At 69.7% G+C, this 26,852-nt stretch carries 23 protein-coding genes and 1 tRNA gene; 23 read left to right on the forward strand and 1 reads right to left on the reverse strand.

The window, feature by feature from the left end; all coding sequences use genetic code 11:
• Positions 1-6: 6 nt before the first annotated feature.
• From ACFQY2_RS15270 to ACFQY2_RS15370, 21 genes are all read left to right on the forward strand, one after another.
• A complete protein-coding gene (locus ACFQY2_RS15270; RefSeq protein WP_378746848.1) occupies positions 7-1,992 on the forward strand; it encodes a primosomal protein N' in 1,986 nt (661 codons plus the stop codon).
• A 50-nt stretch (positions 1,993-2,042) separates the two neighbouring features.
• Positions 2,043-2,963, forward strand: coding sequence for a methionyl-tRNA formyltransferase (gene fmt, locus ACFQY2_RS15275; RefSeq protein ID WP_378746849.1), 921 nt, complete (start codon positions 2,043-2,045; stop codon positions 2,961-2,963).
• The gene (locus ACFQY2_RS15280; protein WP_378746850.1) at positions 2,960-4,384 is read left to right on the forward strand and encodes an RsmB/NOP family class I SAM-dependent RNA methyltransferase; all 1,425 of its coding nucleotides are present in this window, start codon (positions 2,960-2,962) and stop codon (positions 4,382-4,384) included. Before fmt ends, ACFQY2_RS15280 begins: the two co-directional genes overlap by 4 nt.
• A 3-nt stretch (positions 4,385-4,387) precedes the next feature.
• Positions 4,388-5,068, forward strand: a complete 681-nt coding sequence (gene rpe, locus ACFQY2_RS15285; RefSeq protein ID WP_378746851.1) for a ribulose-phosphate 3-epimerase — start codon at positions 4,388-4,390, stop codon at positions 5,066-5,068.
• Positions 5,065-5,328: a phosphoribosyl-ATP diphosphatase gene (locus tag ACFQY2_RS15290; RefSeq protein ID WP_378746852.1), complete on the forward strand. Its 264-nt coding sequence runs from the start codon at positions 5,065-5,067 to the stop codon at positions 5,326-5,328. The genes rpe and ACFQY2_RS15290 overlap by 4 nt, the downstream gene beginning before the upstream one ends.
• 38 nt (positions 5,329-5,366) lie before the next feature.
• Positions 5,367-6,209, forward strand: coding sequence for an ATP phosphoribosyltransferase (gene hisG / locus ACFQY2_RS15295; RefSeq protein ID WP_378746854.1), 843 nt, complete (start codon positions 5,367-5,369; stop codon positions 6,207-6,209).
• Positions 6,209-6,970, forward strand: a complete 762-nt coding sequence (hisF, locus tag ACFQY2_RS15300) for an imidazole glycerol phosphate synthase subunit HisF (protein ID WP_378746855.1) — start codon at positions 6,209-6,211, stop codon at positions 6,968-6,970. Before hisG ends, hisF begins: the two co-directional genes overlap by 1 nt.
• The gene (gene hisI, locus ACFQY2_RS15305) at positions 6,967-7,335 is read left to right on the forward strand and encodes a phosphoribosyl-AMP cyclohydrolase (RefSeq protein WP_378746856.1); all 369 of its coding nucleotides are present in this window, start codon (positions 6,967-6,969) and stop codon (positions 7,333-7,335) included. Before hisF ends, hisI begins: the two co-directional genes overlap by 4 nt.
• Positions 7,332-7,931 carry a Trp biosynthesis-associated membrane protein gene (locus tag ACFQY2_RS15310; protein WP_378746857.1) on the forward strand — a complete coding sequence of 200 codons (600 nt, stop codon included), beginning with the start codon at positions 7,332-7,334 and terminating at the stop codon, positions 7,929-7,931. The genes hisI and ACFQY2_RS15310 overlap by 4 nt, the downstream gene beginning before the upstream one ends.
• 33 nt (positions 7,932-7,964) lie before the next feature.
• The gene (locus ACFQY2_RS15315) at positions 7,965-8,195 is read left to right on the forward strand and encodes a DUF6704 family protein (RefSeq protein WP_378746858.1); all 231 of its coding nucleotides are present in this window, start codon (positions 7,965-7,967) and stop codon (positions 8,193-8,195) included.
• A complete protein-coding gene (trpC, locus tag ACFQY2_RS15320) occupies positions 8,195-9,004 on the forward strand; it encodes an indole-3-glycerol phosphate synthase TrpC (RefSeq protein WP_378746859.1) in 810 nt (269 codons plus the stop codon). The genes ACFQY2_RS15315 and trpC overlap by 1 nt, the downstream gene beginning before the upstream one ends.
• Positions 9,001-10,209 carry a tryptophan synthase subunit beta gene (gene trpB, locus ACFQY2_RS15325; RefSeq protein ID WP_378746860.1) on the forward strand — a complete coding sequence of 403 codons (1,209 nt, stop codon included), beginning with the start codon at positions 9,001-9,003 and terminating at the stop codon, positions 10,207-10,209. Before trpC ends, trpB begins: the two co-directional genes overlap by 4 nt.
• A complete protein-coding gene (gene trpA, locus ACFQY2_RS15330; protein WP_378746861.1) occupies positions 10,206-11,009 on the forward strand; it encodes a tryptophan synthase subunit alpha in 804 nt (267 codons plus the stop codon). Before trpB ends, trpA begins: the two co-directional genes overlap by 4 nt.
• 10 nt (positions 11,010-11,019) lie before the next feature.
• Complete coding sequence (gene lgt, locus ACFQY2_RS15335; protein ID WP_378746862.1) at positions 11,020-12,018, forward strand: prolipoprotein diacylglyceryl transferase; 999 nt, start codon at positions 11,020-11,022, stop codon at positions 12,016-12,018.
• Positions 12,019-12,121: 103 nt separating this feature from the next.
• Positions 12,122-16,681, forward strand: coding sequence for a glutamate synthase large subunit (gltB, locus tag ACFQY2_RS15340; protein ID WP_378746864.1), 4,560 nt, complete (start codon positions 12,122-12,124; stop codon positions 16,679-16,681).
• Positions 16,674-18,140 (forward strand): glutamate synthase subunit beta, encoded by a 1,467-nt coding sequence (locus ACFQY2_RS15345; protein ID WP_378746865.1) that lies wholly within the window; start codon positions 16,674-16,676, stop codon positions 18,138-18,140. Before gltB ends, ACFQY2_RS15345 begins: the two co-directional genes overlap by 8 nt.
• Positions 18,141-18,199: 59 nt before the next feature.
• A complete protein-coding gene (gene pyk, locus ACFQY2_RS15350; RefSeq protein WP_378746866.1) occupies positions 18,200-19,648 on the forward strand; it encodes a pyruvate kinase in 1,449 nt (482 codons plus the stop codon).
• A gap of 128 nt (positions 19,649-19,776) precedes the next feature.
• A complete protein-coding gene (locus tag ACFQY2_RS15355) occupies positions 19,777-20,532 on the forward strand; it encodes an alpha/beta fold hydrolase (RefSeq protein ID WP_378746868.1) in 756 nt (251 codons plus the stop codon).
• Positions 20,514-21,194 (forward strand): esterase/lipase family protein, encoded by a 681-nt coding sequence (locus ACFQY2_RS15360; RefSeq protein ID WP_378746869.1) that lies wholly within the window; start codon positions 20,514-20,516, stop codon positions 21,192-21,194. Before ACFQY2_RS15355 ends, ACFQY2_RS15360 begins: the two co-directional genes overlap by 19 nt.
• A 46-nt stretch (positions 21,195-21,240) precedes the next feature.
• A tRNA-Leu gene (locus ACFQY2_RS15365) sits at positions 21,241-21,326 on the forward strand.
• A gap of 36 nt (positions 21,327-21,362) precedes the next feature.
• Positions 21,363-21,980 (forward strand): ANTAR domain-containing response regulator, encoded by a 618-nt coding sequence (locus ACFQY2_RS15370; RefSeq protein WP_378746871.1) that lies wholly within the window; start codon positions 21,363-21,365, stop codon positions 21,978-21,980.
• Between the two features lie 66 nt (positions 21,981-22,046).
• Here ACFQY2_RS15370 and ACFQY2_RS15375 read toward each other — a convergent pair whose 3' ends face one another.
• Complete coding sequence (locus ACFQY2_RS15375; protein WP_378747051.1) at positions 22,047-22,418, reverse strand: hotdog fold thioesterase; 372 nt, start codon at positions 22,416-22,418, stop codon at positions 22,047-22,049.
• Between the two features lie 123 nt (positions 22,419-22,541).
• On the opposite strand from ACFQY2_RS15375, the gene polA reads away from it, so the two are divergent.
• A complete protein-coding gene (gene polA / locus ACFQY2_RS15380; protein ID WP_378747052.1) occupies positions 22,542-25,148 on the forward strand; it encodes a DNA polymerase I in 2,607 nt (868 codons plus the stop codon).
• A 27-nt stretch (positions 25,149-25,175) separates the two neighbouring features.
• The gene (locus tag ACFQY2_RS15385) at positions 25,176-26,849 is read left to right on the forward strand and encodes a DUF885 domain-containing protein (RefSeq protein WP_378746872.1); all 1,674 of its coding nucleotides are present in this window, start codon (positions 25,176-25,178) and stop codon (positions 26,847-26,849) included.
• Positions 26,850-26,852 lie beyond the last annotated feature (3 nt).

A 26,852-nucleotide genomic window follows, 5' to 3' on the forward strand; every position in this document is an offset into this window, starting at 1 on the left:
GCCGACGTGGCCCCGGAGCCGGTCACTCCCGCGCAGGCAGCGGCGGTCGGCGGCAGCGGCGCACGCCGTATCGCGCGCGTGCTCATCGACTCGCCTCTGCCCCAACTGGATCGTCTGTTCGACTACGCACTGCCCGACGAGCTCGGCGATGTCGCGCCCGGGGTCCGGGTCAAAGCGCCGCTGCGCACGGCCGGCCGCGTGATCGACGGATTCGTCGTCGAGATCGACGTCGAACCGGATGCCGGGCGGGCACTCTCCGAGATCGAGAGCGTCGTCTCGCCGACGGTCGTGCTGCCCGAACGGCTCTATCGTCTGGCGCGCCGCGCCGCCGACCGGGCCGCGGGATCGGCGGCCGACATCCTGCGCCTGGCGATCCCCAAGCGCCAGGTGCGCGTCGAGAAGGCCTGGCGCCCCGCAGCATCCGCTCCCGTCCCGGATGCGGGGGCGCTCACGCGCGCGCGGGAGACCATCGCCCTGTACGACGGACTCGCGACCCTGCTCGCCGCCGATGGACGCGCCGCGGTCGAGGCCATCCCCGTGTCACAGGACGACACGCCCTCGTGGGCTCTGCTGATGGCATCCGCCGCGGCCGTCCAGCTGAGCGAAGGACGCTCCAGCGTGCTGGTCGTGCCCGACTACCGCGATCAGGACGTGCTGCTCGCCGCCCTCGGAATGCTCGTCGCCGACGAAGCCGTGGTGCGTCACGATGCCAGGCAGACGAACCCCGATCGCTACCGCGCGTTCCTGCGCACCCTCGAGGACGCGCCGTGCGTCGTGGTGGGCAACCGCTCGGCGGTCTACTCACCGGCACGCGCCGGGCTGGTCGCCATCTGGGACGACGGCGACCCGCTGCTCGCCGAGCCCCTCGCCCCGTACGTGCACGCGCGTGACGCGGCGCTGATCCGTCAGGAGGAGGAGGGCAGCGCGCTGCTGCTGGTGGGGCACACCCGATCCACCGATGCCGAGCGGCTCGTCGCCCACGGATGGCTGCAGGACGTCACCGCCGCACGACGCGTCATACCTCAGGTTCGCCTCAGCACGCCGCAGGAGCTCGAGCAGACCGCGCAGCGCGTGCCGTCGAGCGCGTTCGCCACCGCACGCACCGCGATCGCGGACGGCCCCGTTCTCGTACAGGTCGCGCGCCCCGGCTTCTCACCGACCCTGGTGTGCGGCGGATGCCGCGCGCCGGCCCGCTGCGTGCACTGCGGTGGGCCTCTGGGCGCGCGGCGTCGGGGCGCGGTGCCGGTCTGCGGGTGGTGCGGTCGCTCCGCCCACTCCTGGCACTGCCCGGAGTGCTCCTCCGACCAGGTGCGACTGGCGTCATCCGGAACCGAGCGCACCGCTGACGAGCTGGGCCGCGCCTTCCCCGGCGTGCGGGTGATCGTCTCCGACGGCGCGCATCCGCTGCAGCATGTCGACGCCAAACCCGCGCTGGTCGTCGCCACACGGGGCGCGGAGCCGGCCGCCGTCGGCGGTTACCGTGCCGTGATCCTGCTGGACGGTGCACGGATGCTGCAGGCACCCGAACTGCGCATCGGCGAGTCGTGCCTGCGCTGGTGGGCGAACGCCGCGGCGCTGGCGGCCCCCGGCGCCCCGATCCACCTGGTCGGGGTCAACGGCCCCGTGGCGCGCGCCCTGGCCACCTGGTCGCCGGCTGCGTACGCCCGCAGCGAGCTCGAGGCGCGCCTGCCCCTGCGCATGCCGCCCACCGCGCGCGTCGCCCAGATCGAGGGGCCGGCCGAATCCGTGCGGACAGCCCTGGAGGCGCTCGCGGAGATCGGGATCACCGGTGAAGCGGTCCTCGGGCCGCTTCCGTCCGGCGACGACGGTCGCGTCCGAGCTCTGGTGCGGTTCGGCTACGCGGCAGGTCACAGCGTGGCTGGCACCCTGCGGGCGGCGGTCATCGCCGACGCCGCCCGACGGCGCCGCGGCCGCGGCACCTCGAGGAGCAGTCTCTCGGTGCACCTCGATATCCTCGAACCAGAGATCTGAACGCGTCCCGACCTCTGACCCCACCCGAACACCCCGAGCGGAGAACCTTCATGCGCCTCGTCTTCGCAGGCACGCCCGCCGTCGCGGTGCCCACCCTGCACGCCCTTGCCGCCGATCACGAGATCGTCGCGGTCATCACGCGGCCCGATGCGCCGCTGGGTCGCAAGCGCGTGCTGACTCCCTCGCCGGTCGCTGCGGCCGCCGCCATGCTCGGACTGCCGATCCTGAAGACGTCGCGACTGGATGAGGACGCGACCGCGTACATCTCGACCCTGAATGCCGACCTCGGCGTCATCGTCGCCTATGGCGGCATCGTCCGGGAGCCGCTGCTCTCGACGCCGCGGCACGGGTGGATCAATCTGCACTTCTCGCTGCTGCCCGCCTGGCGAGGCGCGGCTCCCGTTCAGCGCGCTCTGATCGCCGGGGACCGGGAACTGGGCGTCAGCGTGTTCCAGCTCGTGCCGGCACTGGACGCCGGTGACGTGTTCGCCCTGCGCACGGTGGACGTCCCGGTCGACGCCACCGCCGACGTCGCGCTCGAGCTGCTGGCGTCCGCGGGGGCGGGCGTCACCGAGGAGGTGGTCTCGGGTATCGCCGACGGGACCGCGGAGGCGACCCCCCAGCAGGGCCAGGTGACCCTCGCACCGAAGCTGACCCTCGAGGACGGCGCCCTGGATTGGACCCAGCCGGTGACGGCGGTCCACGCGCGGTACCGCGGTGTGACACCGGAGCCCGGGGCCCACACCACCGTCGACGGCGCACGGCTGAAAGTCCTCGCCGCACGGGTGGCGACCGACGCGCCGACGCTCGCCCCCGGCGAGCTGACCGGCAGGAGAACCGCCGTGCTGATCGGCTGCGCAGAGGGCGCCCTCGAGGTGACGCGTGTCCAGCCCGCAGGAAAGGGCGCGATGAACGCTGCGGACTGGTGGCGCGGACTGCGGGCCGGCGAGAACGTGCGGGCCGGCTCATGAGCGACAACGCACACGGCAAGCGCGGCATCCAGCCGGCGCGATGGGTCGCCTACGACGTGCTTCGTGCCGTGACGGACGACGACGCCTACGCGAACCTTCTGCTTCCGCGGCTCATCGCAGAAGCCGGCCTGGACGCTGCGGACGCGGGGCTGGCCACCGAGCTCGCCTACGGAACGCTGCGTCGCCGCGGCACGTACGACGCGATCATCGCGGCCGCCGCAGGGCGACCGGTCGGGGACATCGACGACGCGGTCCTGGACGCCCTGCGGCTGGGCGCCCATCAGCTGCTGGCGACGCGGGTCGCCCCGCACGCGGCGGTCAACGAGTCCGTGAACCTGGTCGCCGCGGAGGTGGGGCGGGGTGCGTCGGGTTTCGCCAACGCCGTGCTGCGTCGCATCGCACGCGACGATGCCGCCACCTGGCAGGAGCGCATCGAGTCCGGTGCCCGGTCGGACGACGAACGGCTGGCCCTGCGCACCGCCCATCCCGTCTGGGTGATCCGGGCACTGCGCCGCGCGCTGGCGGCAGAAGGACGCGCCGACGAGCTCGACGAGCTGCTGCGCGCCGACAACGTCTCGCCGGAGGTGACCCTGGTGGCCCTTCCCGGGCTCGCCGAGCGCGGGGAGCCGGCCCGGCCCTATGCGGCGACGGCCTTCGCGTCACCGGGCGGGGATCCGCGCGAGCTGCTCAGCGCGTCGGCGGGGACGATCCGCGTGCAGGACGAGGGCTCTCAGCTCGTCGCGCTCGCTCTGGCATCCGCCGCACCCGTGCGCGCGGGGGAGCGCTGGCTCGACCTGTGCGCGGGCCCCGGTGGCAAGACCGCGCTCCTGGCCGCGATCGCCCACCGCGACGGCGCGGCGCTCGAGGCCAACGAGGTCGTGCCCGTGCGGGCCGGCCTGGTCCGTCGGGCGCTCGGCCCGCTGCCGATCGACGTGCCCGTGCACGAGCAGGACGGACGCGAGTTCGCGGCGCAGCATCCGGGCGCCTTCGACCGCATCCTCGTCGACGCACCCTGCACCGGACTCGGCGCCCTGCGCCGCCGTCCGGAGGCGCGCTGGCGGAAGTCGCCCGCCGACGTCGCCGACCTGGTCGTGCTGCAGACGCAGCTGCTGGACGCCGCCCTCGATGCGCTGGCGCCCGGGGGCATCGTCGCCTACGTCACCTGCTCTCCGCACCTCGCCGAGACCTCAGGGGTCGTCTCGGAGGTGCTGCGGCACCGCGACGACGTCACCGAGCTCGACGCGCAGGCTGTGATCGCGGGCGTCGCCACTTCGCCCATCGATCTCGCGCCCCCCGCGGATGGCGAGCCCCGACGTGTGCAGCTGTGGCCACATCGTCACGGTACGGATGCCATGTTCCTCGCGCTCCTGCAGCGCGACACCCGTACCGCCCAGGACACCCGTACCGCCCAGGAAGGATGACCCGTGAATCTCCCCGTCGCCCCCCGCATCAATCCCAGCATCCTCGCCGCCGATTTCGTCAACATGCAGGCGGACCTCGCCCGCATCGCCACCGCCGACTTCGTGCACGTGGACGTCATGGACAACCACTTCGTCCCGAATCTCACGTTCGGCCCGCAGATGGTCGAGCGCATCCAGGCCACGAGCCCGATCCCGCTCGACGTGCACCTGATGATCACCGACCCCGACCGCTGGGCACCCGGATACGCCGAGCTCGGCGCGGCCAGTGTCACGTTCCACCTGGAGGCGGCCGGCGATCCCGTCGCCCTCGCCCGACGGCTGCGGGACATGGGGGCGCGTGCGGGAGTCGCGATCAAACCCGGAACCGCCGGCGAGGCGCTGTACTCGATCCTCGACGAGTTCGATCAGGTGCTGGTGATGACCGTGGAGCCCGGCTTCGGCGGACAGGGGTTCATGCCCGAGACCATGCCGAAGCTGCGCGCGATGCGCGAGGAGGCGCGCCGACGCGGATCGGATGTGTGGTTGCAGGTCGACGGGGGGATCTCCGACGCGACGATCGCCCAGGCGGCCGAGGCCGGTGCCGACACGTTCGTCGCCGGATCCGCGGTGTACGGTGCCGATGACATCGGGGCCGCCGTCACCCGGCTCCGGGAGCTCGCGAGAGCGGCTAGCCTGGAACCGTGAAGACATTCGACGAGCTGTTCGCCGAGCTCCAGCGCACCGCCGAGACCCGCCCGGAAGGCTCGAGCACCGTCGCGCAGCTGGATCGCGGCGTGCACGCGATCGGCAAGAAGATCGTCGAAGAGGCCGCCGAGGTGTGGATGGCCGCCGAGTACGAGAGCGACGAGAACGCCGCTGAGGAGATCTCCCAGCTGCTGTATCACCTGCAGGTGATGATGCTCGCCAAGGGGCTGAGCCTGGAGGACGTCTACCGACATCTGTGAGCGCGCACTCACCAGACCGCTCGAACAGAAAGACATCCATGCTGCGCATCGCCGTTCCGAACAAGGGCTCGCTCTCCGAGACCGCTGCCGAGATGCTCGCCGAAGCCGGGTACACCGGTCGGCGTGACCCCAAGACCCTGCATGTCGTCGACGCGGACAGCGACGTCGAGTTCTTCTACCTGCGCCCCCGCGACATCGCCACCTACGTGGCCTCCGGCGCGCTCGACGTCGGCATCACCGGGCGCGACCTGCTGCGCGACGTGCGTCAGGACGACGCGCGCGAGATCGAACAGCTGGGCTTCGCGCGCTCGACGTTCCGCTTCGCCGCCCCTCCCGGACGCTACGCGACGATCGCCGACCTCGAGGGCGTGCGTGTGGCATCCGCCTATCCGGGGCTCGTCGATGACTTCCTCCGCGAGCACGGGGTCAAGGCCGAGCTCGTGCCCCTGGACGGCGCCGTCGAGTCCGCCGTGCAGCTCGGCGTCGCCGATGTGATCGCCGACGTCGTCGAGACCGGCACGACCCTGCGCCAGGCGGGTCTGGAGATCTTCGGACCCGTGATCATCGAATCCGAGGCGGTGCTCATCAGCCGCCCCGGCGACGCACCGGGAACCGCTCGGCTGCTGCGCCGCCTGCGTGGGGTGATGGTCGCTCGCCGGTTCGTGCTGCTCGACTACGACCTGCCGGCCCGCCTGGTCGACCAGGCCGCAGCGATCGCCGGCGGCCGCGAATCGCCGACGATCTCGCCGTTGCGCGACCCCGACTGGGTGGCCGTGCGCGTCATGATCCCGCGCAAGGGTATGAACCAGGTGATGGACGACCTGTACGCGCTCGGCGCACGCGCGATCCTGGTCACCGCGATCCACGCGGCGAGGCTCTGATGACGCTGGCCGCCCGCGTCATCCCCTGCCTGGACGTGGCCGACGGCCGCGTCGTGAAGGGCGTGAACTTCAAGGACCTGCGGGACATGGGCGATCCGGTCGAGCTCGCCGTGCACTACGCGGCACAGGGTGCGGATGAGATCACCTTCCTCGATGTGACCGCCACGGTCGACGCCAGGGCGACGACCTACGAGGTCGTGCAGCGCACCGCCGAACAGGTGTTCGTGCCGCTGACCGTCGGTGGGGGAGTGCGCAGCGCTGAGGACGTCGCCCGTCTGCTGGCCGTGGGCGCCGACAAGGTGGGCGTGAACTCGGCCGCCATCGCGCGACCCGAGCTGATCGGCGAGATCGCCGACCGCTTCGGAGCGCAGGTGCTCGTGCTCTCTCTGGACGTCAAGCGTGCCGCCACGACCGCATCCGGGTTCGTCGTCACGACTCACGGCGGCCGGGCCGAGACCACTCTGGACGCCCTCCAGTGGGCGGTCGAGGCCATCGAGCGCGGTGCGGGTGAGCTGCTGGTGAACTCGATCGACGCGGACGGCACGAAGGACGGTTTCGACCTCGAACTGGTCCGCCTGATGCGCGACGTCTCCTCCGTGCCCGTGATCGCCTCCGGCGGCGCCGGCGCCGTCAGCGACTTCGCGCCGGCGATCGAGGCGGGCGCGGATGCCGTGCTCGCCGCCAGCGTCTTCCACAGCGGGCAGCTGACGGTCGGTGACGTCAAGGACGCCCTCAGGGCGGAAGGCGTGGTGGTGAGGTGAGCGACACAGCGGGAAACGGGATCGTCGAGAGCGAGATCGCGCGCGTGGTCTGGAACGACGCCGGGCTCGCGCCGGTCATCGTGCAGCAGCACGACACCCGCGAGGTGCTCATGCTCGCATGGATGAACGCCGAAGCGCTGCGGCGCACCCTCACCGGCGGACGTGCCGTGTACTGGTCGCGCTCGCGCGGGGAGTACTGGCGCAAGGGCGACACCTCCGGCCACACGCAGCATGTGCACGGCGTGGCCGTGGACTGCGACGGGGACGCCATCCTGCTCACCGTCCACCAGCAGGGGCCCGCCTGCCACACGGGAACCCGCACCTGCTTCGACGGCCGTGAGCTCACCCTGACCGGGGGCGAATGACGATGCTGCGACGTGCACGGATGCTCGCAGTGCTGGGATTCCTGATCGCGGGCGGCGTCGGCATCATCTCGTCGACGCAGACCTGGATCACGGTCCATCGCGCCGACACTGAGCAGCCCCTGCTCGTCTCGGGTGCGGATGCCCTCGCACTGCTCGCGCCGCTCTCGCTCGCCGTGCTCGCACTGGGCGCCGCGATGGCGATCGCGGGCCGCGTGCTGCGGTACGTGTTCTCGGTGCTCGGGGGTGCGGGGGCGGTCGTCCTGATCCTCGGCACCCTCCCGATCCTGTCCGACACGCCGCTCGCGGCCGTCGCACCATCGCTCACGGAGGCGACCGGACTCAGCGGGGTCAGTGCACTGAGCTCGATCGTCACGGCCCTGGAGCCCTCCGGATGGGCTGCAGCCGCGCTGACGGGCTGGCTGGTGCTGCTGGTCGCGTCCGTCTTCGTCCTCGCCACGGCGCACCGTTGGAAGGCCGGTGGCCGGCGCTACGAGCAGCCCGTGTCAGGTCATCACGACCAGGCCGGCCCGCTGGATCCGATCGACTCGTGGGACGAGCTGTCCCATGGCACCGATCCGACCGGGCCTTCCCGATAGACTGAGATCATCGCCGACCTCCCGGAGGAGAACATGACCAACCCGATCGCCGACCCCGGTCACGGACACTCGCCTGCAGCCTGGATTGCCGTGGTGATCATGCTGCTCGGCTTCGCCCTGGGCACGATCTTCTTCTGCCTGGAGCTGTCCGTCGGCGTCTGGGTCTCGGCTGCGATCGTCGTCATCGGCGCGATCTCCGGCTGGGCCCTCGCACGGGCCGGCTGGGGAGTGAAGGGCCCGAAGTACACGCCGAAGGCACACTGATGGTCCTCGCCGACCTGACGGCCGGCGCTGTCGAAGACGCCGAGCGTCGTGCACGGACCCGTCCGCTCGCCGCCGTGGAGCGCGACGCACGCGCACGGCCGGCCGCGCGCGACGCACTCGCCGCGCTGGCGCCCGCCGATCAGGTGAAGATCATCGCCGAGGTGAAGCGCGCCAGCCCGTCGCGGGGATCCCTCGCGGAGATCCCGGACCCCGCGCTGCAGGCGGCGCTGTACGAGCAGGGCGGCGCCTCTGCGATCAGCGTCCTCACGGAGGAGCGGCGTTTCGGCGGCAGTCTCGCCGATCTCGAAGCCGTGACCGCACGGGTGTCCCTGCCGGTGCTGCGCAAGGACTTCATCGCGACGCCCTACCAGGTGTTCGAGGCGCGTGCGGCCGGCGCCGACCTCGCCCTGCTCATCGTCGCTGGACTGTCGCGTTCCACGCTGGACGAACTGCACACCCTCATCCTCGAGCTCGGCATGACACCGCTGATCGAGACGCACTCCCCAGAGGAGCTCGAGGTCGCGATCGACCTGGGCGCCGCACTCATCGGCGTGAACGCGCGCAACCTGAAGACCCTCGAGCTGGACCGAGACCTGTTCGCGCGTCTGGCTGATCGGATCCCCGACACGGCGATCCGCGTCGCCGAGTCGGCGGTGCTCGCACCCGACGACGTCCGTCGCTACCGCGAGGCGGGGGCGGACGTGGTGCTCATCGGAGAGGCGCTGGTCACCGGCGACCCGGTTGCGACGCTGGCGAGCTACCTCGAGGCCGGATCGATGGTCGTCCGCGACCAGAAGGAGTCTCTGTGAGCCTGCGTGATCAGCACGGGCCATTCTTCGGCGAGTTCGGCGGGCGGTACATGCCCGAATCCCTCATCGCCGCGATCGATGAGCTCACCGTCGCGTACGAGGCCGCCATCGTCGACCCGGAGTTCCGCTCCGAGCTCGCCGCGCTGCTGCACTCGTACGCCGGCCGCCCGTCGCCGATCACCGAGGTCGCACGGTTCGCCGAGCACGCCGGGGGCGCACGGGTCTTCCTCAAGCGCGAGGATCTCAACCACACCGGATCCCACAAGATCAACAACGTGCTGGGACAGGCGCTGCTGACCAAGCGGCTGGGCAAGACCCGCGTCATCGCGGAGACCGGAGCAGGTCAGCACGGAGTCGCCACCGCGACCGCCGCCGCGCTGTTCGGGTTGGACTGCACGATCTACATGGGCGAGGTCGACACCGAACGGCAGGCACTCAACGTCGCCCGCATGCGACTGCTGGGCGCCGAGGTCGTGGCCGTCAGGACCGGGTCCCGCACTCTGAAGGACGCCATCAACGACGCCTACCGCGACTGGGTGGCGACGGTCGACACCACGAACTACATCTTCGGCACGGCGGCAGGACCGCACCCCTTCCCGGCGATGGTGCGCGACTTCCAGAAGATCATCGGCGAGGAAGCCCGCGAGCAGCTTCTCGCCGAGGCCGGACGCCTGCCGGATGCCGTCGTCGCCTGCGTCGGCGGCGGCTCGAACGCCATCGGGATGTTCGACGCCTTCCTGGACGACCAGGGCGTGAAGCTGTACGGCGTGGAGGCCGCAGGCGACGGCGTCGACACGCCGAAGCACGCCGCATCGATCGAGCGCGGCCGCCCCGGCGTGCTGCACGGCGCGAAGACCTACGTGCTGCAGGACGAGGACGGGCAGACCGTCGAATCGCACTCCATCTCCGCAGGCCTGGACTACCCGGGTGTCGGCCCCGAGCACGCGTGGCTGTCCGACATCGGCCGTGCCGAGTACATCCCCGCCACTGACGACGAGGCCATGCAGGCACTGCGACTGCTGAGCCGCACCGAGGGCATCATTCCCGCGATCGAGTCCGCCCATGCCCTCGCGGGCGCGCTGCGCATCGGACGCGAGCTGGGGTCCGAGGCGATCATCGCCGTCTGCCTCTCCGGTCGCGGCGATAAGGACATGGACACCGCTGCGCGGTACTTCGAGCTGTACGACCAGGAGGACCCTTCGTGAGCCGCGTCGAGAACGCCATCCGCAAGGCGCACGAGGCGGGACGCGGCGCGTTCGTCGGCTATCTGCCGATCGGGTTCCCCGACCTGAAGACCAGCATCGACGCCGCCCTCACGCTGGCGCGCAACGGCGTGGACGTCATCGAGCTCGGCCCGCCCTACTCCGACCCGGTCATGGACGGCGAGGTCATCCAGCAGGCCACCCAGCAGGCACTCGCGAACGGCTATCGCACACGCGACCTGTTCACCGTGGTCGAAGCGGTCACCGCGCAGACCGACGTCCCCGTCGTCGTCATGACCTACTGGAACCCCGTCATCCAGTACGGCGTGGACCGGTACGCCGACGATCTGCTCGCGGCCGGAGGAGCCGGCCTGATCACACCGGACATCACGCCGGAAGCCGCGGGGGAGTGGATCGCCGCGAGCGAGCGCACCGGACTGGACCGCATCTTCCTCGCCGCGCCGACGTCGACCGATGAACGGCTCGACCTGGTCATCTCAGCGTCGACGGGGTTCGTCTACACCGTCTCGACGATGGGCATCACCGGCGAACGCGCCGCCCTGGACCGCGCCGCACGCACCCTGGTCGATCGGATGCGCGAGCGGGGCGCTACCTCGGCGTGCGTCGGCATCGGCATCTCCAACGCCGAGCAGATCGCCGGGGTCGTCGAGTACGCCGACGGTGCGATCGTCGGAACCGCGCTGGTGAAGGCGCTGCGCGACGGCGGACTGCACCGTCTCGCCGAAACCACCCGAGCCCTGGCCGGCGGCACGCCGTCGGGCAGATTCGTGACAGGAAACTAGACTCTCTCTCATGTCCTTCGCGCTTCACAGCACCTTCACGAGCGTGCTCACCAGCATCCCGAGCCCTCCCTCCAACGGCTTCGAGATCGGCCCTGTGCCGATCCGCTACTACGCGCTGTGCATCATCGCGGGGATCATCGCGGCGACGCTGCTGACCAACCACCGCCTCACCAAGCGCGGCGCGGAGAGGTGGGTCGTCATCGACATCGCCATCCTCGCGGTGCCGCTGGCCATCATCGGCGCCCGCGTCTTCCACGTGCTCACCCACCCCGGCTTCTACTTCGGGCCGGGCAGCAATCCATGGAACCCCATGGAGTTCGGCTCGGTCTGGGCGATCTGGGAGGGCGGCATCGCCATCTTCGGCGCACTGCTCGGGGGCGCGGTCGGCGCCTGGCTGGGCTGCCGGTGGACGGGGATCCGGTTCTGGACCTTCGCCGACGCGCTCGCGCCGGGACTCCTCCTCGCGCAGGCGATGGGTCGTTTCGGCAACTGGTTCAACCACGAGCTCTTCGGGCTTCCCACCGACCTTCCGTGGGGCCTGGAGATCGAATCCACCAACCCGGCATTCCCTCCGGGGCTTCCCGAGGGCACGCTGTTCCACCCCACGTTCCTCTACGAGGTCGTCTGGAACGCCCTCGGCGTGCTGGTGCTGCTCTGGATCGGCAGAAAGCTGCACCTGCAGTGGGGCAAGCTGTTCGCCGTCTACCTGATCTGGTACTGCTCCGGACGCATCGTCTGGGAATCGATCCGGATCGACCCGAGCGAGATCTTCTTCGGCCTGCGCAGCAACGTCTGGGCGGCGATCATCGGCGTACTCGTCGGAGTCGTCATCCTCATCGTGCAGACGCGTCGTCATACCGGTGTGGAGCCGTCGCCGTACACGATCGGTCGGCACCGTGCTGATGCGGATGTAGAATCGCAGAACGAATCCCATGACTACGTCGACCTGAGTGAGCCTCCGGCCGATGAGATCGGCGCAGGAGCACCAGCCACAAGCACCGCTCCGTAGAGCGAGAGCATCATTCTGACGCCTCGCAGCATGCGGTCATTCCACACTGAACGAGCGGGCCAGCGCTGTCCCCGGTTTCACTCGACACTGAGGACGGTGACTGGTGTACTTCCAGCCTCCCTACGGCGCCTCCGGCGCTTACCCCCCGAAGCAGGGACTGTACGATCCGGCGTTCGAGAAGGACGCCTGCGGCCTGGCGATGGTCGCGACGCTGCGCGGCCGAGCCGGGCACGACATCATCGCGCTCGCGCTGGAAGCGCTGCGCAACCTGGAACACCGCGGTGCGATCGGCTCCGATGCCGGCACCGGCGATGGCGCCGGCATCCTGACCCAGATGCCGGACGTGTTCCTCCGATCGGTCACTGACTTCGATCTCCCCCCGGTCGGCGAGTACGCCGCGGGCCTCGCGTTCCTCCCCCGAGAGTCGAGCGCACGCCGCGAGCAGAAGGCCGGCATCGAGCGCATCGCCGCCGAAGAGGGCCTCACCGTGCTGGGCTGGCGCACGGTCCCCACCGCGAACGAGAATCTCGGCAAGCTCGCCGATGAAGCGCGCCCCGCGTTCGAACAGCTCTTCGTGTCCGCTCCCGGCGGTGCGTCCGGCATCGCCCTGGACCGCATCGCGTACCGCCTGCGCAAGCGCGCGGGTCACGAGCTGGACGCGTACTTCGTCTCCCTGTCGGCGCGCACCCTCGGCTACAAGGGCATGGTCACCACTCTGCAGCTGGAGCCGTTCTATCCCGACCTGCAGAACGAGCTGTTCGCCTCCGAGCTGGCGGTGGTGCACTCGCGGTACTCGACGAACACCTTCCCGTCCTGGCCGCTCGCGCAGCCTCTGCGCATGCTGGCGCACAACGGCGAGATCAACACCGTGGGCGGCAACCGCAACTGGATGCGCGCACGCCAGTCCCAGCTCGAATCCGAGCTGCTCGGCGACGTCACCCCGCTGCTGCCCATCTGCACGGAGGGGGCCAGCGACTCGGCATCCTTCGACGAGGTCCTCGAACTGCTCACCCTCACCGGCCGCAGCCTGCCGCACGCGGTCATGATGATGGTGCCGGAGGCCTGGGAGAAGCAGCCCGACCTCGACCCCGATCTGCGCGCCTTCTACGAGTACCACGCCAACCAGATGGAGCCGTGGGACGGTCCTGCCGCGCTGATCTTCACGGACGGAACCCAGGTCGGCGCCACGCTCGACCGCAACGGGCTGCGCCCCGGCCGCTGGACGGAGACCACCGACGGACTCGTCGTGATCGGCAGTGAGACGGGCGTGCTGGAGTTCGCTCCGGAGCGCATCAAGCGCCGGGGACGCCTCCAGCCAGGACGCATGTTCCTCGTCGACACCGCCCAGGGCCGCATCATCGAGGACGACGAGGTCAAGCGCGATCTCGCCACTCTGCAGCCATGGCGGGAATGGCTCGATCAGGGGGCGGTGCAACTGGCCGACCTGCCCGAGCGCGAGCACATCGTGCACCCGGCCGCCTCCATCACGCGCCGCCAGCGCACCTTCGGCTACACCGAGGAGGAAGTGCGGATCCTTCTCACGCCGATGGGGCAGAACGGCGCCGAGCCGCTCGGCGCGATGGGCACGGACACCCCGATCGCCGCGCTCAGCGACCGCCCCCGTCTGCTGTTCGACTACTTCGTGCAGGAGTTCGCACAGGTCACCAACCCGCCGCTGGACGCCATCCGCGAGGAGGTCGTGACGAGTCTGCGCCTCGGACTCGGCCCGGAGCGCAACCTGTTGACCTGGGGTCCTGAGCACGCGCGCACCGTGAGCCTCGACTTCCCCGTCATCGACAACGACGAGCTCGCGAAGATCCGACACATCGACCGTGCTCTGCCCGGTCGCTCGTCGGCGACGATCCGGGGTCTGTACCACTTCGATGCCGGACCGCACACACTGCAGCAGCGGCTGACCGAGATGTGCGCGGAAGCGGATGCCGCCATCGAGCGCGGTGCGGAGTTCCTGATCCTCTCCGATCGCGACTCGAACAAGGACCTCGTCCCGATCCCCTCGCTGCTCATGGTCGCCGCGGTTCATCACCACCTGATCCGCCGCGAGAACCGCATGAAGGTGGGGCTCGTCGTCGAGGCGGGCGATGTGCGCGAGGTGCACCACGTCGCGACGCTCATCGGCTACGGCGCCTCTGCCGTGAACCCGTACCTGGCGATGGAGACCGTCGAGCACCTGGTGCGCACCGGCTACATCACCGGTATCTCGCCGGAGCAGGCCGTGCACAACGTGATCCATGCGCTGGGCAAGGGCGTGCTGAAGATCATGTCCAAGATGGGCATCTCTACGGTGTCCTCCTATGCCGGCGCTCAGGTCTTCGAGGCGATCGGCCTCAGCCAGGAGCTCGTCGACGCCTACTTCACCGGCACCGAGACCCGCCTCGGCGGAATCGGCATCGAGGATCTGTTCGCCGAGAACCAGGCCAGGCACGACTACGCCTACCCGGAGGACTCCGCGGCACGGGCATACGAGCGCCTGTGGACCGGCGGGGAGTACCAGTGGCGCCGCGACGGCTCACCGCACCTGTTCAACCCGGACACGGTGTTCCGCCTGCAGCACTCCACGCGCACCCGCCGCTACGACATCTTCCGCGAGTACACCGCGCTGGTCGACGACCAGTCGCGGGAGCTGAAGACGCTGCGCGGGCTCTTCGAGCTGCGCACCGGGGAGCGTCCGGCCGTCCCCCTCGACGAGGTGGAGCCGGTCAGCTCGATCGTCAAGCGGTTCTCCACCGGAGCGATGAGCTACGGCTCGATCTCGAAGGAGGCGCACGAGACCCTCGCGATCGCGATGAATCGCCTCGGTGCTAAATCGAACACCGGCGAGGGCGGTGAAGACCCCGACCGGCTCGTCGACCCCGAACGTCGCAGTGCCATCAAGCAGGTGGCCTCGGGCCGCTTCGGCGTCACGAGCCAGTACCTCACGGAAGCGACCGACCTGCAGATCAAGCTCGCTCAGGGCGCCAAGCCCGGTGAGGGCGGGCAGCTGCCCCCGCAGAAGGTCTACCCGTGGGTGGCCCGCACCCGTCACGCCACACCCGGCGTCGGGCTGATCTCTCCGCCGCCGCATCACGACATCTACTCGATCGAAGACCTCAAGCAGCTGATCTTCGATCTGAAGCGGGCGAACCCCAAGGCCCGGATCCACACCAAGCTCGTCAGCCAGTCCGGCATCGGTGCTGTGGCCGCCGGTGTCGCCAAGGCCCTCAGCGACGTGATCCTGGTCGCCGGCCACGACGGCGGGACCGGCGCGAGTCCGCTGAACTCCCTCAAGCACGCGGGAACGCCATGGGAGCTCGGCCTGGCCGAGACCCAGCAGACGCTGATGCTCAACGGGATGCGCGACCGCGTGGTCGTCCAGGTCGACGGGCAGCTCAAGACGGGGCGCGACGTGATCATCGGGGCGCTGCTCGGCGCCGAGGAATTCGGATTCGCCACGGCGCCGCTGGTCGTCAGCGGCTGCATCATGATGCGCGTCTGTCACCTGGACACCTGCCCGGTGGGGGTCGCGACCCAGAACCCGCTGCTGCGCTCACGGTTCACGGGCAAGCCGGAGTTCGTCGTGAACTTCATGGAGTTCATCGCAGAAGAGGTGCGCGAACACCTCGCCGCGCTCGGTTTCCGCTCCCTGGACGAGATCATCGGGCACACCGAACTGCTGCGCACGGACGCCGTCGCGCAGCACGGCAAGGCCGCGGGCCTCGATCTCAGCCCCATCCTGAACGGGCCGGCGTTCCCGGCGAGCGAGCCTCGCAAGAGCGCCCGTCAGCAGGATCACGAGCTGCAGAAGCACTTCGACACCACGCTGATCGCCCTCTCCGCAGAAGCCCTCGACAACGGCGACCCGGTGCGGATCGACCTGCCCATCCGCAACACCGAGCGCGCCGTCGGCACGATGCTGGGCCACCATGTCACGTCGCGATACGGTGCGGCGGGCCTGCCGCCCGAGACCATCGACGTCACCCTGCGCGGCACGGCCGGGCAGTCGCTCGGAGCCTTCCTTCCCGCGGGCGTCATGCTGCGCTTGGAGGGCGACGCGAACGACTACGTGGGCAAGGGCCTCTCCGGAGGCGACATCGTGATCCGTCCGCCGCGGGACGCCTCCTTCGCGCCGCATCGCAATGTGATCGCGGGCAACGTGATCGGGTACGGGGCGACGAGCGGATCGATGTTCATCTCCGGGGTCGTGGGTGAGCGTTTCCTCGTCCGCAACTCCGGCGCCACCGCCGTCGTGGAAGGCGTCGGAGATCATGCGCTCGAGTACATGACCGGCGGCCTCGCCGTGATCCTCGGCGACACGGGGCGCAACCTGGGTGCCGGCATGTCCGGCGGCATCGCCTACGTGCAGGGCCTGCGCGAGGCGCAGGTCAACGCGGGTGCCCTCGCGACCGGGGAGCTGCGGCTCCTCGGCCTCGACGACGCCGACATCGCCGTGCTGCAGGGTCTGCTGACCGAGCATGTGGAGCGCACCGGATCGCCGCTGGCGGCCGAGCTGCTGGGCGACGCGGATGCCCTGCGCACGGCGTTCGTGAAGGTGCTGCCGCGTGATTATGCGGCCGTGCAGGAGATCCGTCGTGAAGCGGAGGCCGCCGGGGACGACCCCGATGGCGAGAGTATCTGGACCCGGATCCTGGAGGTGACCGGTGGCTGACCCCAGAGGTTTTCTGAAGACGACCGAGCGCGAGCTGCCCGCTCGCCGTCCGGTTCCTGTTCGGATCATGGACTGGAAGGAGGTGTACGAACCGACAGATCACACCATGCTGCGCCGTCAGGCCAGCCGGTGCATGGACTGCGGCGTGCCCTTCTGCCATTCGGGCTGTCCGCTGGGCAACCTCATCCCGGAGTGGAACGACCTGACCTGGCGGGACGAAGGCAGCGCGGCGAGCGATCGGCTGCACGCGACCAACAACTTCCCGGAGTTCACCGGACGGCTCTGCCCGGCACCGTGCGAGAGCGCGTGCGTGCTCGGCATCAACCAGCCGCCGGTGACCATCAAGCGCATCGAGCAGACCATCGCCGACGATGCTCTCGAGAACGGGTGGGTGCAGCCGCAGCCGCCGGAGCGCCTGACGGGCAAGACGGTCGCGGTCGTCGGTTCGGGGCCTGCGGGTCTCGCCGCGGCGCAGCAGCTGACGCGCGCAGGCCACACCGTCGTCGTGTACGAGCGCGAGGACCGCATCGGCGGTCTGCTGCGCTACGGCATCCCCGACTTCAAGATGGAGAAGCAGCTCGTCGACGCGCGCATCGAGCAGATGACCGCGGAGGGCACCCGGTTCCGCCCCGGTGTCGAGATCGGCGTCCAGCTCTCCTGGAGCGACCTGCGCGCGCGTTACGACGCCGTGCTCATCGCCACCGGATCCACGGTTCCCCGTGAGCTCCCGATTCCCGGGCGTGACCTGTCCGGCGTGCACTTCGCCATGGACTACCTGGTCCAGGCCAACCGCGTCGTGGCCGGCGACCGCGTCCCCGACCAGATCACCGCGGCGGGCAAGCACGTCGTCGTGATCGGGGGAGGGGACACCGGGTCCGACTGCATCGGCACCGCGCACCGTCAGGGCGCCCTGAGCGTGACGAACCTCGCGATCGGGCGCCAGCCCGCCGCGGAGCGCGGCGAGCACCAGCCCTGGCCCACGCAGCCCACCCTGTTCGAGGTGCAGTCCTCGCACGAGGAGGGCGGCGAGCGGACCTATCTGGCGTCCACCGTCGAGTTCCTCGCCGACGAGAACGGAGCCCTTCGCGCACTGCGCGTCGCCGAGACCGAGTACATCGACGGCAAGCGCGTGCCCCGAAGCGGAACCGAGCGCGAGATCCCGGCCGAACTCGTCCTCATCGCAATGGGGTTCACCGGCCCCGAGACCGGTGTGCTCGGCGACGAGAGCGTCCCGGCCGTCACCCGCATCGGCACCTACCGCCGCGACGCCCGTTTCGTCTCCTCCGAGCCGGGCGTGTACGTGGCGGGCGACGCCGGGCGCGGCCAGTCCCTCATCGTGTGGGCGATCGCGGAGGGCCGTGCCGCGGCTGCCACGATCGACAGCGACCTGATGGGCGCCTCGGTCCTGCCCGCGCCGGTCGCTGCAACGGATGTCGCACTCAGCGTCCAGCCCGCGTAGGCTGAGCGCGGCACCGTCGCCATTTTGTTCCCCTTCCCTTCTTACCCCTGGAGAAGCCGTTGAGACGCGCGAAAATCGTGGCCACACTCGGGCCTGCAACCTCGACCTATGAGACGGTCCGTGCATTGATCGAGGCCGGTGTGGACGTCGCTCGCCTGAACCTCAGCCACGGTGACTACACCGTGCACGAGACCAACTACGCCAATGTGCGGCGCGCCGCTGAGGACGCGGGTCGTGCGGTCGCCGTGCTCGTCGACCTGCAGGGCCCGAAGATCCGTCTCGGCAGGTTCGAGGACGGGCCGTACGAACTGGCCGTCGGCGACATCTTCAAGATCACCACCGAAGACATCGTCGGCAATCGTGAGATCTGCGGGACCACGTTCAAGGGGCTGCCTCAGGATGTGAAGCCGGGCGACTTCCTGCTGATCGATGACGGCAAGGTGCGCGTGCAGGTCCTCGACACGGATGGGACCGTCGTCACCACCGAGGTCATCGTCGCCGGCGCCGTGTCGAACAACAAGGGCATCAACCTGCCCGGTGTCGCCGTCAACGTCCCTGCGCTGAGCGAGAAGGACGAGGACGACCTGCGCTGGGGTCTGCGCACGGGCGCCGACCTGATCGCGCTGTCCTTCGTCCGCGACGCGTCGGACGTCGACCGCGTCCACGAGATCATGGCCGAGGAGGGCGTGCGCGTCCCCGTCATCGCCAAGATCGAGAAGCCGCAAGCAGTCGACGCGCTGGAGGAGATCGTCGACGCGTTCGACGGCATCATGGTCGCCCGTGGCGACCTGGGCGTGGAGCTCCCGCTGGAGGCCGTGCCGATCGTCCAGAAGCGCGCGGTGGAGCTGGCGAGGCGCATGGCGAAGCCGGTCATCGTCGCCACGCAGATGCTGGAGTCGATGATCTCCAGCCCGGTGCCGACACGCGCTGAGACCTCCGACGTCGCGAACGCGGTGCTCGACGGCGCCGACGCCGTCATGCTCTCCGGCGAGACGAGCGTGGGCGACTACCCGATCGTCGTCGTGGAGACCATGGCGCGCATCATCGAGTCCACCGAGGAGCACGGTCTGGAGCGCATCTCTCCGCTGACCAACAAACCTCGCACCCAGGGAGGTGCCATCACGCTCGCGGCTCTGGAGGTCGCCGCGTTCGTGGAGGCGAAGTTCCTGTGCGTCTTCACGCAGTCCGGAGACTCCGCACGCCGACTCTCCCGCCTGCGCTCGGGGATACCGATGCTGGCGTTCACCCCGGAGCCCAGCATCCGCCGGCGCATGGCGCTGACCTGGGGCATCAGCTCGGCCTTGGTCGACATGGTCCAGCACACCGATGCGATGTTCCACCAGGTCGACGAGTACCTGCTCAGCTCCGGACTGGCCCAGGAGGGCGACCGCGTCGTCGTGATCTCCGGGTCGCCTCCCGGGATCATCGGCTCCACGAACGACATCCGCGTCCACAAGGTCGGGGATGCCGTGGGCGGGGCCGCCCCGATCTACAAGAACGGCGTCTGAATCCGCACCGCAGCGCCGAGGAGAGGACCCGTGAGGAGTCCTCTCCTCGGCGCTGTGCTGCGCGGTGGGAGTACGGTGCGTGGATGGTGAAGGAGCCGTTGACGCAGCGGACGCACCGTGCAGGTGCCATGACGTTCCGCACGTCCCTGTCGCGCGGTTCGTCCGCGTCGATCTTCGTGCTCGTGCACGGCATCGGGATGTCGCACCGCTACCTGATGCGTCTGCACCGGGCGCTCCGCGCGCACGGCACGGTCGTCTCCGTCGACCTTCCCGGGTTCGGCGGGCTGCCCAAGCCGTCCCACGATGTCGATGTCACGCGGATGGCCGACGGCCTCGGCACCGTCATCGACGAGCTGGGCGTCGGTCCGGCGGTGCTTGTCGGCCACTCGATGGGGACCCAGTGGGTCGTCGAGCTGGCCGTGCGCCGTCCCGATCTCGCGCGCGCAGTCGTCACGATCGGTCCCGTCACCGATGACCGGGCGCGCACGGTGTGGCAGCAGGCCGCCGCGCTGACGCTGGACACCCTCGGCGAGCCGCCGGGCGCGAACGCCCTCGTCTTCGGCGACTATCTCCGCTGCGGCCCGGTGTGGTACATCCGACAGCTGCGGCACATGCTCGCCTACCCGATCGAGGACCGAGTGGGCGTCCTGGATGTGCCGCTCCTGATCGTGCGAGGCTCCCGCGACCCGATCGCGCCGCGCACCTGGTGCCGGCGGCTGCGCACGGCGGCGAACGACGCCGCACTGGTGGAGATCCCGGGTCGCGTGCACAACGCGCAGCACACGGCACCGCGGGCGGTCGCCTCCGCGATTCTGCACAATCTCGCGTCGGTGACCCAGCACGGACCGCTCCCATTTGCGCCCGCATGGCGGACAGCACCGTGAACCGGATCGTGCGTCGCGCGGCGTGGTGGGCGCAGGACTACGCCTATGCCGCGGCGCAGCAGATCCGCGCTGCCGCGACCCGGCGGCGGCCCGAGGCCTACATCTCGGGGCAGCGGACGCCGCTCGTCGTGCTGCCGGGGATCTACGAGACCTGGCAGTTCATGCATCCGCTCGTCCGTCGGATGCATGACCTGGGCCACCCCGTCCACGTCATCGACGTCCTGCGGCGCAATCTCGATACCGTGCCGGAGATCGCGGACCAGGTCGGCGGATACCTCGCCGCGCACGACCTCCGCGACGTCGTGCTGCTCGCACACAGCAAGGGAGGTCTTGCCGGCAAGCTCGCCATGCTCGGCCCGGAGGCGTCGAGAATCCGTGGGATGCTGGCGGTCGCCACGCCGTTCGGCGGATCGCGATACGCGCGGCTCATGCTCCCGCGCACGCTGCGCGCGCTGTCGCCGCGGGATCCATCCATCGTGAGTCTCGCCGGACAGCGCGCCGTCAACGCCCGGATCGTGTCCGTGTTCGCCGACTTCGATCCGCACATCCCGGAGGGCAGCGAACTGCCCGGAGGCAAGAACGTGCGCCTCGCGACCGGGGGCCACTTCCGGGTGCTCGCCCACCCGGACGTGTTCGCCGAGCTCAGGGCACTCGCCCGGTGAGCGACTCCCGGGGTGCGGCTGCGCTACAGTCGAAGTCGCAGCGCAGGCCGGCGTGGCGGAATGGCAGACGCGGAGCACTCAAAATGCTTTGTCCGTGAGGACGTGTGGGTTCGAGTCCCACCGCCGGCACCAGCTCGAACAAGGATTCACCCCGATAGGATGTAACCCGTGACCGAAGAACAGCCAGACCAGCCCACGGCATCCGCCCCGCGACGCGTCGTCGTCGCCGAGGATGAGTCGCTGATCCGCCTCGACATCGTCGAGATCCTGCGCGACAACGGATTCGACGTCGTCGGTGAGGCCGGTGATGGCGAGACCGCCGTGCAGCTGGCCACCGAACTGCGACCCGACCTCGTCGTGATGGACGTCAAGATGCCGCAGCTGGACGGCATCAGCGCCGCCGAGAAGCTGCACAAGGCGAACATCGCGCCCGTCGTGCTGCTCACCGCATTCAGCCAGAAGGAGCTGGTCGAGCGCGCCAGCGAAGCCGGTGCGCTCGCCTACGTGGTCAAGCCGTTCACGCCGAACGACCTGCTGCCGGCGATCGAGATCGCGCTGGCCCGCCACGAGCAGATCATCACGCTCGAGGCCGAGGTCTCCGACATGGTCGAGCGCTTCGAGACCCGCAAGCTCGTCGACAGGGCGAAGGGCCTCCTCAACGAGAAGATGGGTCTCAGCGAGCCCGAGGCGTTCCGCTGGATCCAGAAGGCGTCCATGGATCGCCGTCTGACGATGCAGGACGTCGCGAAGGCGATCATCGAGCAGCTCGCTCCCAAGAAGTCCTGACGCAATGCGAAGGCCCGGATGCCGTGCATCCGGGCCTTCGTCGTCTCCGCGTCCGGGATCCGCGCGTCAGGCGGACATCTCCCGGATCATGTTCGTGATGCGGATGGTCGAGCACCGTCGACCCTGATCGTCGCTCACCACGATCTCGTGGACGGCCATGCTGCGTCCGAGATGGATGGGGGTGCACACGCCGGTCACGATGCCGGAGGTCGCGGAACGGGTGTGCGTGGCGTTGATGTCGATGCCGACGGCCAGCCTCCCCGGACCCGCGTGCAGATTCGCCGCCATGGAGCCCAGCGACTCGCCGAGCACGACGTACGCCCCACCGTGCAGCAGGCCGACCGGCTGGGTGTTGCCCTCCACCGGCATGGTCGCCACGCTGCGCTCGATGGAGAACTCCGTGAAGACGATCCCCATCTTCTCGGCCAGTGCGCCCATTCCGCGCTGAGTGACCCACTCGATACCCGTCAGCTGTGCCTGATCCGTCACATACCCTCCTCGGCGAGTGTCCGTCGCGCTGGCTAGGCTTGCAGGGTGACGGACTCCGCAAAGCCTACCCTCATGGTCGTCGACGGCCACTCGCTCGCCTATCGGGCCTTCTTCGCCCTGCCGGTCGAGAATTTCACGACGAAGGACAATCAGCACACGAACGCCATCTACGGGTTCCTGTCGATGCTGGTCAACCTCATCAAGGCCGAGAAGCCCACGCACATGGCGATCGCGTTCGACACCTCGCGCCACTCCTTCCGCACCGAGGAGTACCCGGAGTACAAGGCGACGCGCTCCGAGTCCCCGCAGGAGTTCCGCGGGCAGATCCCGTTGCTGCAGGACTGTCTGGCGGCGATGTCGATCCCGGTGCTCACCAAGGAGGGCATCGAGGCCGACGACATCCTGGCCACCCTTGCGCGACAGGGTGCCGAGAAGGGGTACGACGTGCTGGTGGTGTCGGGCGACCGGGACTCGATCCAGCTCGTGAACGATGAGGTCACACTCCTGTACCCCTCGGTGCAGGGCGTCTCCCAGCTGAAGAGGTACGACGCGGCGGCCGTCCAGGAGCGCTACGGCGTGCGTCCCGAGCAGTACCCCGACATCGCCGCTCTTGTCGGGGAGACCAGTGACAACCTGCCGGGTGTGCCCAAGGTGGGGGAGAAGACCGCCGTCAAGTGGCTCACCCAGTTCGGCAGCCTCGATGCCCTGCTTGAGCGCGCCGACGAGATCAAGGGCGTCGTCGGGGGGAACCTGCGCGAGCACATCGAGGACGTGCGCCGCAATCGCAGACTGAACCGTCTGCTCGACGACGTGGAGCTGTCGCTCGGTCCGGACGAGCTGGCGGTCGCCCCCATCGACCCGCAGGCCGTGCGCGACATCTTCGCCCGCCTCGAGTTCCGCACCCTGCTGCCCCGGGTGTTCGAAGCAGTGGGGTCCGGAGATGAGCCGGTCCACGACACCCCCGCCGTCCAGATCCCGGCAGCCGTCGAGTCCTCGCCCGCCGACATGGCCGCCTGGCTGCGCTCCCGCACGGCCGAGGTCGCCGTGAACCTCTTGACCTCGGGCGGGTCGATCAGTCGTCTCGGTGTCGCCGAAGGCGGTGAACTGCGCGAGTGCGACTGGACCGAATCGGCCGGCGCAGAGCTTCGCGGCTGGCTCGAATCGGACGCCGTCAAGGTCATGCACGACGCGAAACCGCAGGTGAAGGCGCTGTCCGCCGTCGGCATCCGTCTCGGAGGTCTCGCCTACGACACGCTGCTCGCCGGCTGGCTGATGCGTCCGAGCCTGCCCGACAAGACACTGGCTCACCTGGTCAGCCGCTACCTGGACGAGAGGCTTCCGGAGTCCGATCCGACGCAGCTCGTGCCGGAGACGGAGGGGGCGACACCTGCCCAGGAGGCCTGGTTCACGCTGCGGACCGCCCAGGCGATCCGTGAGGCGATGCCCGAGTCGGTGGCCTCGGTCCTCACCGAGATCGAGCTGCCCACCCTGCTGGCCCTCGCCGACATGGAGATCGCCGGCGTCGCGGTCTCGCACGATGTGCTCACCGCTTTCTCCGGTGAGCTTCTCGCCCGCACCGACACGCTCGCCTCCGAGGCGTTCGCGCTCGTGGGCCGCGAGTTCAACCTCGGTTCCCCGAAACAGCTCCAGGAGGTGCTGTTCGAGGACCTCGCACTCCCGAAGACCCGCAAGACCAAGACCGGTTACTCCACGGATGCCGCGGTGCTGGCCGACCTCCAGGAGAGCCACCCCCATCGGTTCCTCGACCTGCTCCTGCAGCACCGCGAGGCCACCAAGCTGCGTCAGATCATCGAGTCGCTCGACTCGGCGATCGGCGCCGACGGCCGCGTGCACACCACATACGTGCAGACCGGCAGCCAGACCGGGCGCCTCTCCAGCACCGACCCGAACCTGCAGAACATCCCGGTGCGCACCGAGGAGTCGCGTCGCATCCGCAGTGCGTTCCAGGTCGGCGAGGGCTACGAGACGCTGCTGACCGCCGACTACTCGCAGATCGAGATGCGCATCATGGCGCACCTGTCCGGCGACGCGGGGCTCATCGAGGCGTTCCGGACCGGAGAGGACCTGCACCGCTTCGTCGGAGCCCGGGTCTTCGGCGTCGAACCGGAGGAGGTCAGCTCGGCCATGCGCACCAAGGTCAAGGCGATGTCCTACGGCCTGGTCTACGGCCTCAGCGCGTTCGGCCTGTCGAAGCAGCTGCGCATCGAGCAGTCCGAGGCCAAGCAGCTGATGATGGAGTACTTCGCTCGATTCGGCGCCGTGCGCGACTATCTGCGCGCGTCCGTCATGCAGGCGAAGGAGGACGGCTTCACCGAGACCATCTTCGGCCGTCGCCGGCCGTTCCCCGATCTCTCGAGCCCGAACCGCGTGCTGCGCGAGAATGCCGAGCGCGCCGCGCTGAACGCACCGATCCAGGGGAGCGCGGCCGACATCATGAAGCTCGCGCTGTTCCGCATCCATGCGGACCTGCGCGCGGCAGGGATGCGCTCGCGGGTTCTGCTGCAGATCCACGATGAGCTCGTCGTGGAGGTCGGCGCGGGGGAGTGGGACGCCGTGGAGAGCATCGTCCGCGATCGAATGGCCGGTGCCGCCGATCTGACGGTGCCGCTGGACGTGCAGGTCGGTCGTGGCCAGGACTGGAACGAGGCCGCGCACTGAGGCGACTCCACGATTAGGCTCGTCGGCATGACCGCTGAAGCCCGCACCCCGTCCGCCATCGATGACGTCGCCGAGCGCTGGGTCGACACGCTCGTCGAGCTGTCGCCGGTGCTCGCCACCTACATCGGCCGCAACGAGGCCAACGGGAGGCTCGACGACGTCAGTCCCGAGGGCCACGACCGGTCGGTCGCCGCCGCACGCGTCGCGCTGGCGGACCTGGATGCTCTCCAGCCCGTCGACGGCATCGACGAGGTGACCAAGGCCGACCTGTCCGCGGAGCTGCGCCTGCAGATCGAGCTGCACGACGCGCAGTGGCATCTGCGCGATCTGAACGTGATCGCGTCGGCTCCGCAGGACTTCCGGCAGGCCTTCGACCTCATGCCGACCTCGCAGGTGGAGGACTGGGCCGTCATCTCCGAGCGCCTCGCCGCCGTTCCCGCAGCGCTCCGCGGCTATGTGCAGTCGCTGCGCGAGGGGATCCGCAGCGGCGTGGTGCCCGCACGCCGGCAGGTGCGCGAGGTCGCGACCCAGATCGCACGGTACAGCGCTGACGACGGCTTCTTCGCCACCTTCGCGGCCGAGGCGGCCCCCGACGAGGGTCAGCTCCCGGCGTCCCTCGCACGCGACCTGTCCGACCGCGCGGGCGCCGCGCGCGTCGCGTACGACGAGCTGCGCTCGTTTCTCATCGGTGAACTCGCACCGGCGGCCTCTGAGGAGGACGCGGTCGGGCGCGACCTGTATGCGCTGAACTCCCGGCGGTTCCTCGGTGCGACCATCGATCTCGACGAGACGTACGAATGGGGTCGGGAAGAGCTCGCGCGCATGATCGATGAGCAGGGCGCGATCGCCGACGAGATCCTGCCCGGTGCCACCGTGGAAGAGGCCGTCGCGCACCTCGAAGCCGATTCCTCCCGCAAGCTGCACGGCACGGAAGCGCTGCAGAAGTGGATGCAGGAGACCAGCGACCGGGCCATCGCCGAGCTCGGCGCCAGCCATTTCGACATCCCCCAGGAGATCCGCGCCCTGGAGTGCATGATCGCGCCCACCCAGGAGGGCGGGATCTACTACACCGGTCCCACCGATGACTTCTCCCGCCCCGGGCGGATGTGGTGGTCCGTGCCCGAGGGCGTCACGGAGTTCGACACCTGGCGGGAACTGACCACCGTGTATCACGAGGGCGTTCCCGGCCACCATCTGCAGATCGCGCAGGCCACGTACAACCGCGCAGAGCTGAACACCTGGCGTCGGGTGCTCGCGGGCACCTCCGGCCACGCCGAGGGGTGGGCGCTGTACGCCGAACGGCTCATGGAGCAGCTGGGGTACCTGGACGATCCGGCCGACCGTCTGGGCATGCTGGACGGGCAGCGCCTGCGAGCGCTGCGGGTGGTGCTCGACATCGGCGTGCACCTGCGCAAGCCGCGTCTGGACGGCCAGGGCGTCTGGGACCACGACTACGCGCTCGAGATGATGCGACGCAACGTCAACATGTCCGACGAGTTCCGTCAGTTCGAGGTGAACCGCTATCTCGGCTGGCCGGGACAGGCACCCTCGTACAAGGTCGGCCAGCGGATCTGGGAGCAGGTCCGCGACGGCGTGCGCGAACGCGAGGGGGAGGCGTTCTCGTTCAAGGACTTCCACAAGCGCGCGCTCGACATCGGCGGTGTCGGTCTCGACACGCTGCGCGCCGTCCTGCTGGGCTGAGTC

Origin of the sequence: Microbacterium sp. GCM10027623 (assembly GCF_042666935.1) — a bacterium.
Classification (GTDB): Bacteria; Actinomycetota; Actinomycetes; order Actinomycetales; family Microbacteriaceae; genus Microbacterium.

Coding starts and splice junctions, on each gene's coding strand:
- fmt (WP_378746849.1), top strand. CDS start 2,043: ATGCGCCTCGTCTTCGCAGGCACGCCCGCCGTCGCGGTGCCCACCCTG.
- ACFQY2_RS15280 (WP_378746850.1), top strand. CDS start 2,960: ATGAGCGACAACGCACACGGCAAGCGCGGCATCCAGCCGGCGCGATGG.
- hisG (WP_378746854.1), top strand. CDS start 5,367: ATGCTGCGCATCGCCGTTCCGAACAAGGGCTCGCTCTCCGAGACCGCT.
- hisF (WP_378746855.1), top strand. CDS start 6,209: ATGACGCTGGCCGCCCGCGTCATCCCCTGCCTGGACGTGGCCGACGGC.
- ACFQY2_RS15310 (WP_378746857.1), top strand. CDS start 7,332: ATGACGATGCTGCGACGTGCACGGATGCTCGCAGTGCTGGGATTCCTG.
- ACFQY2_RS15315 (WP_378746858.1), top strand. CDS start 7,965: ATGACCAACCCGATCGCCGACCCCGGTCACGGACACTCGCCTGCAGCC.
- trpC (WP_378746859.1), top strand. CDS start 8,195: ATGGTCCTCGCCGACCTGACGGCCGGCGCTGTCGAAGACGCCGAGCGT.
- lgt (WP_378746862.1), top strand. CDS start 11,020: ATGTCCTTCGCGCTTCACAGCACCTTCACGAGCGTGCTCACCAGCATC.
- ACFQY2_RS15355 (WP_378746868.1), top strand. CDS start 19,777: ATGACGTTCCGCACGTCCCTGTCGCGCGGTTCGTCCGCGTCGATCTTC.
- ACFQY2_RS15360 (WP_378746869.1), top strand. CDS start 20,514: ATGGCGGACAGCACCGTGAACCGGATCGTGCGTCGCGCGGCGTGGTGG.
- ACFQY2_RS15375 (WP_378747051.1), bottom strand. CDS start 22,418: ATGGGCGCACTGGCCGAGAAGATGGGGATCGTCTTCACGGAGTTCTCC.
- polA (WP_378747052.1), top strand. CDS start 22,542: ATGGTCGTCGACGGCCACTCGCTCGCCTATCGGGCCTTCTTCGCCCTG.
- ACFQY2_RS15385 (WP_378746872.1), top strand. CDS start 25,176: ATGACCGCTGAAGCCCGCACCCCGTCCGCCATCGATGACGTCGCCGAG.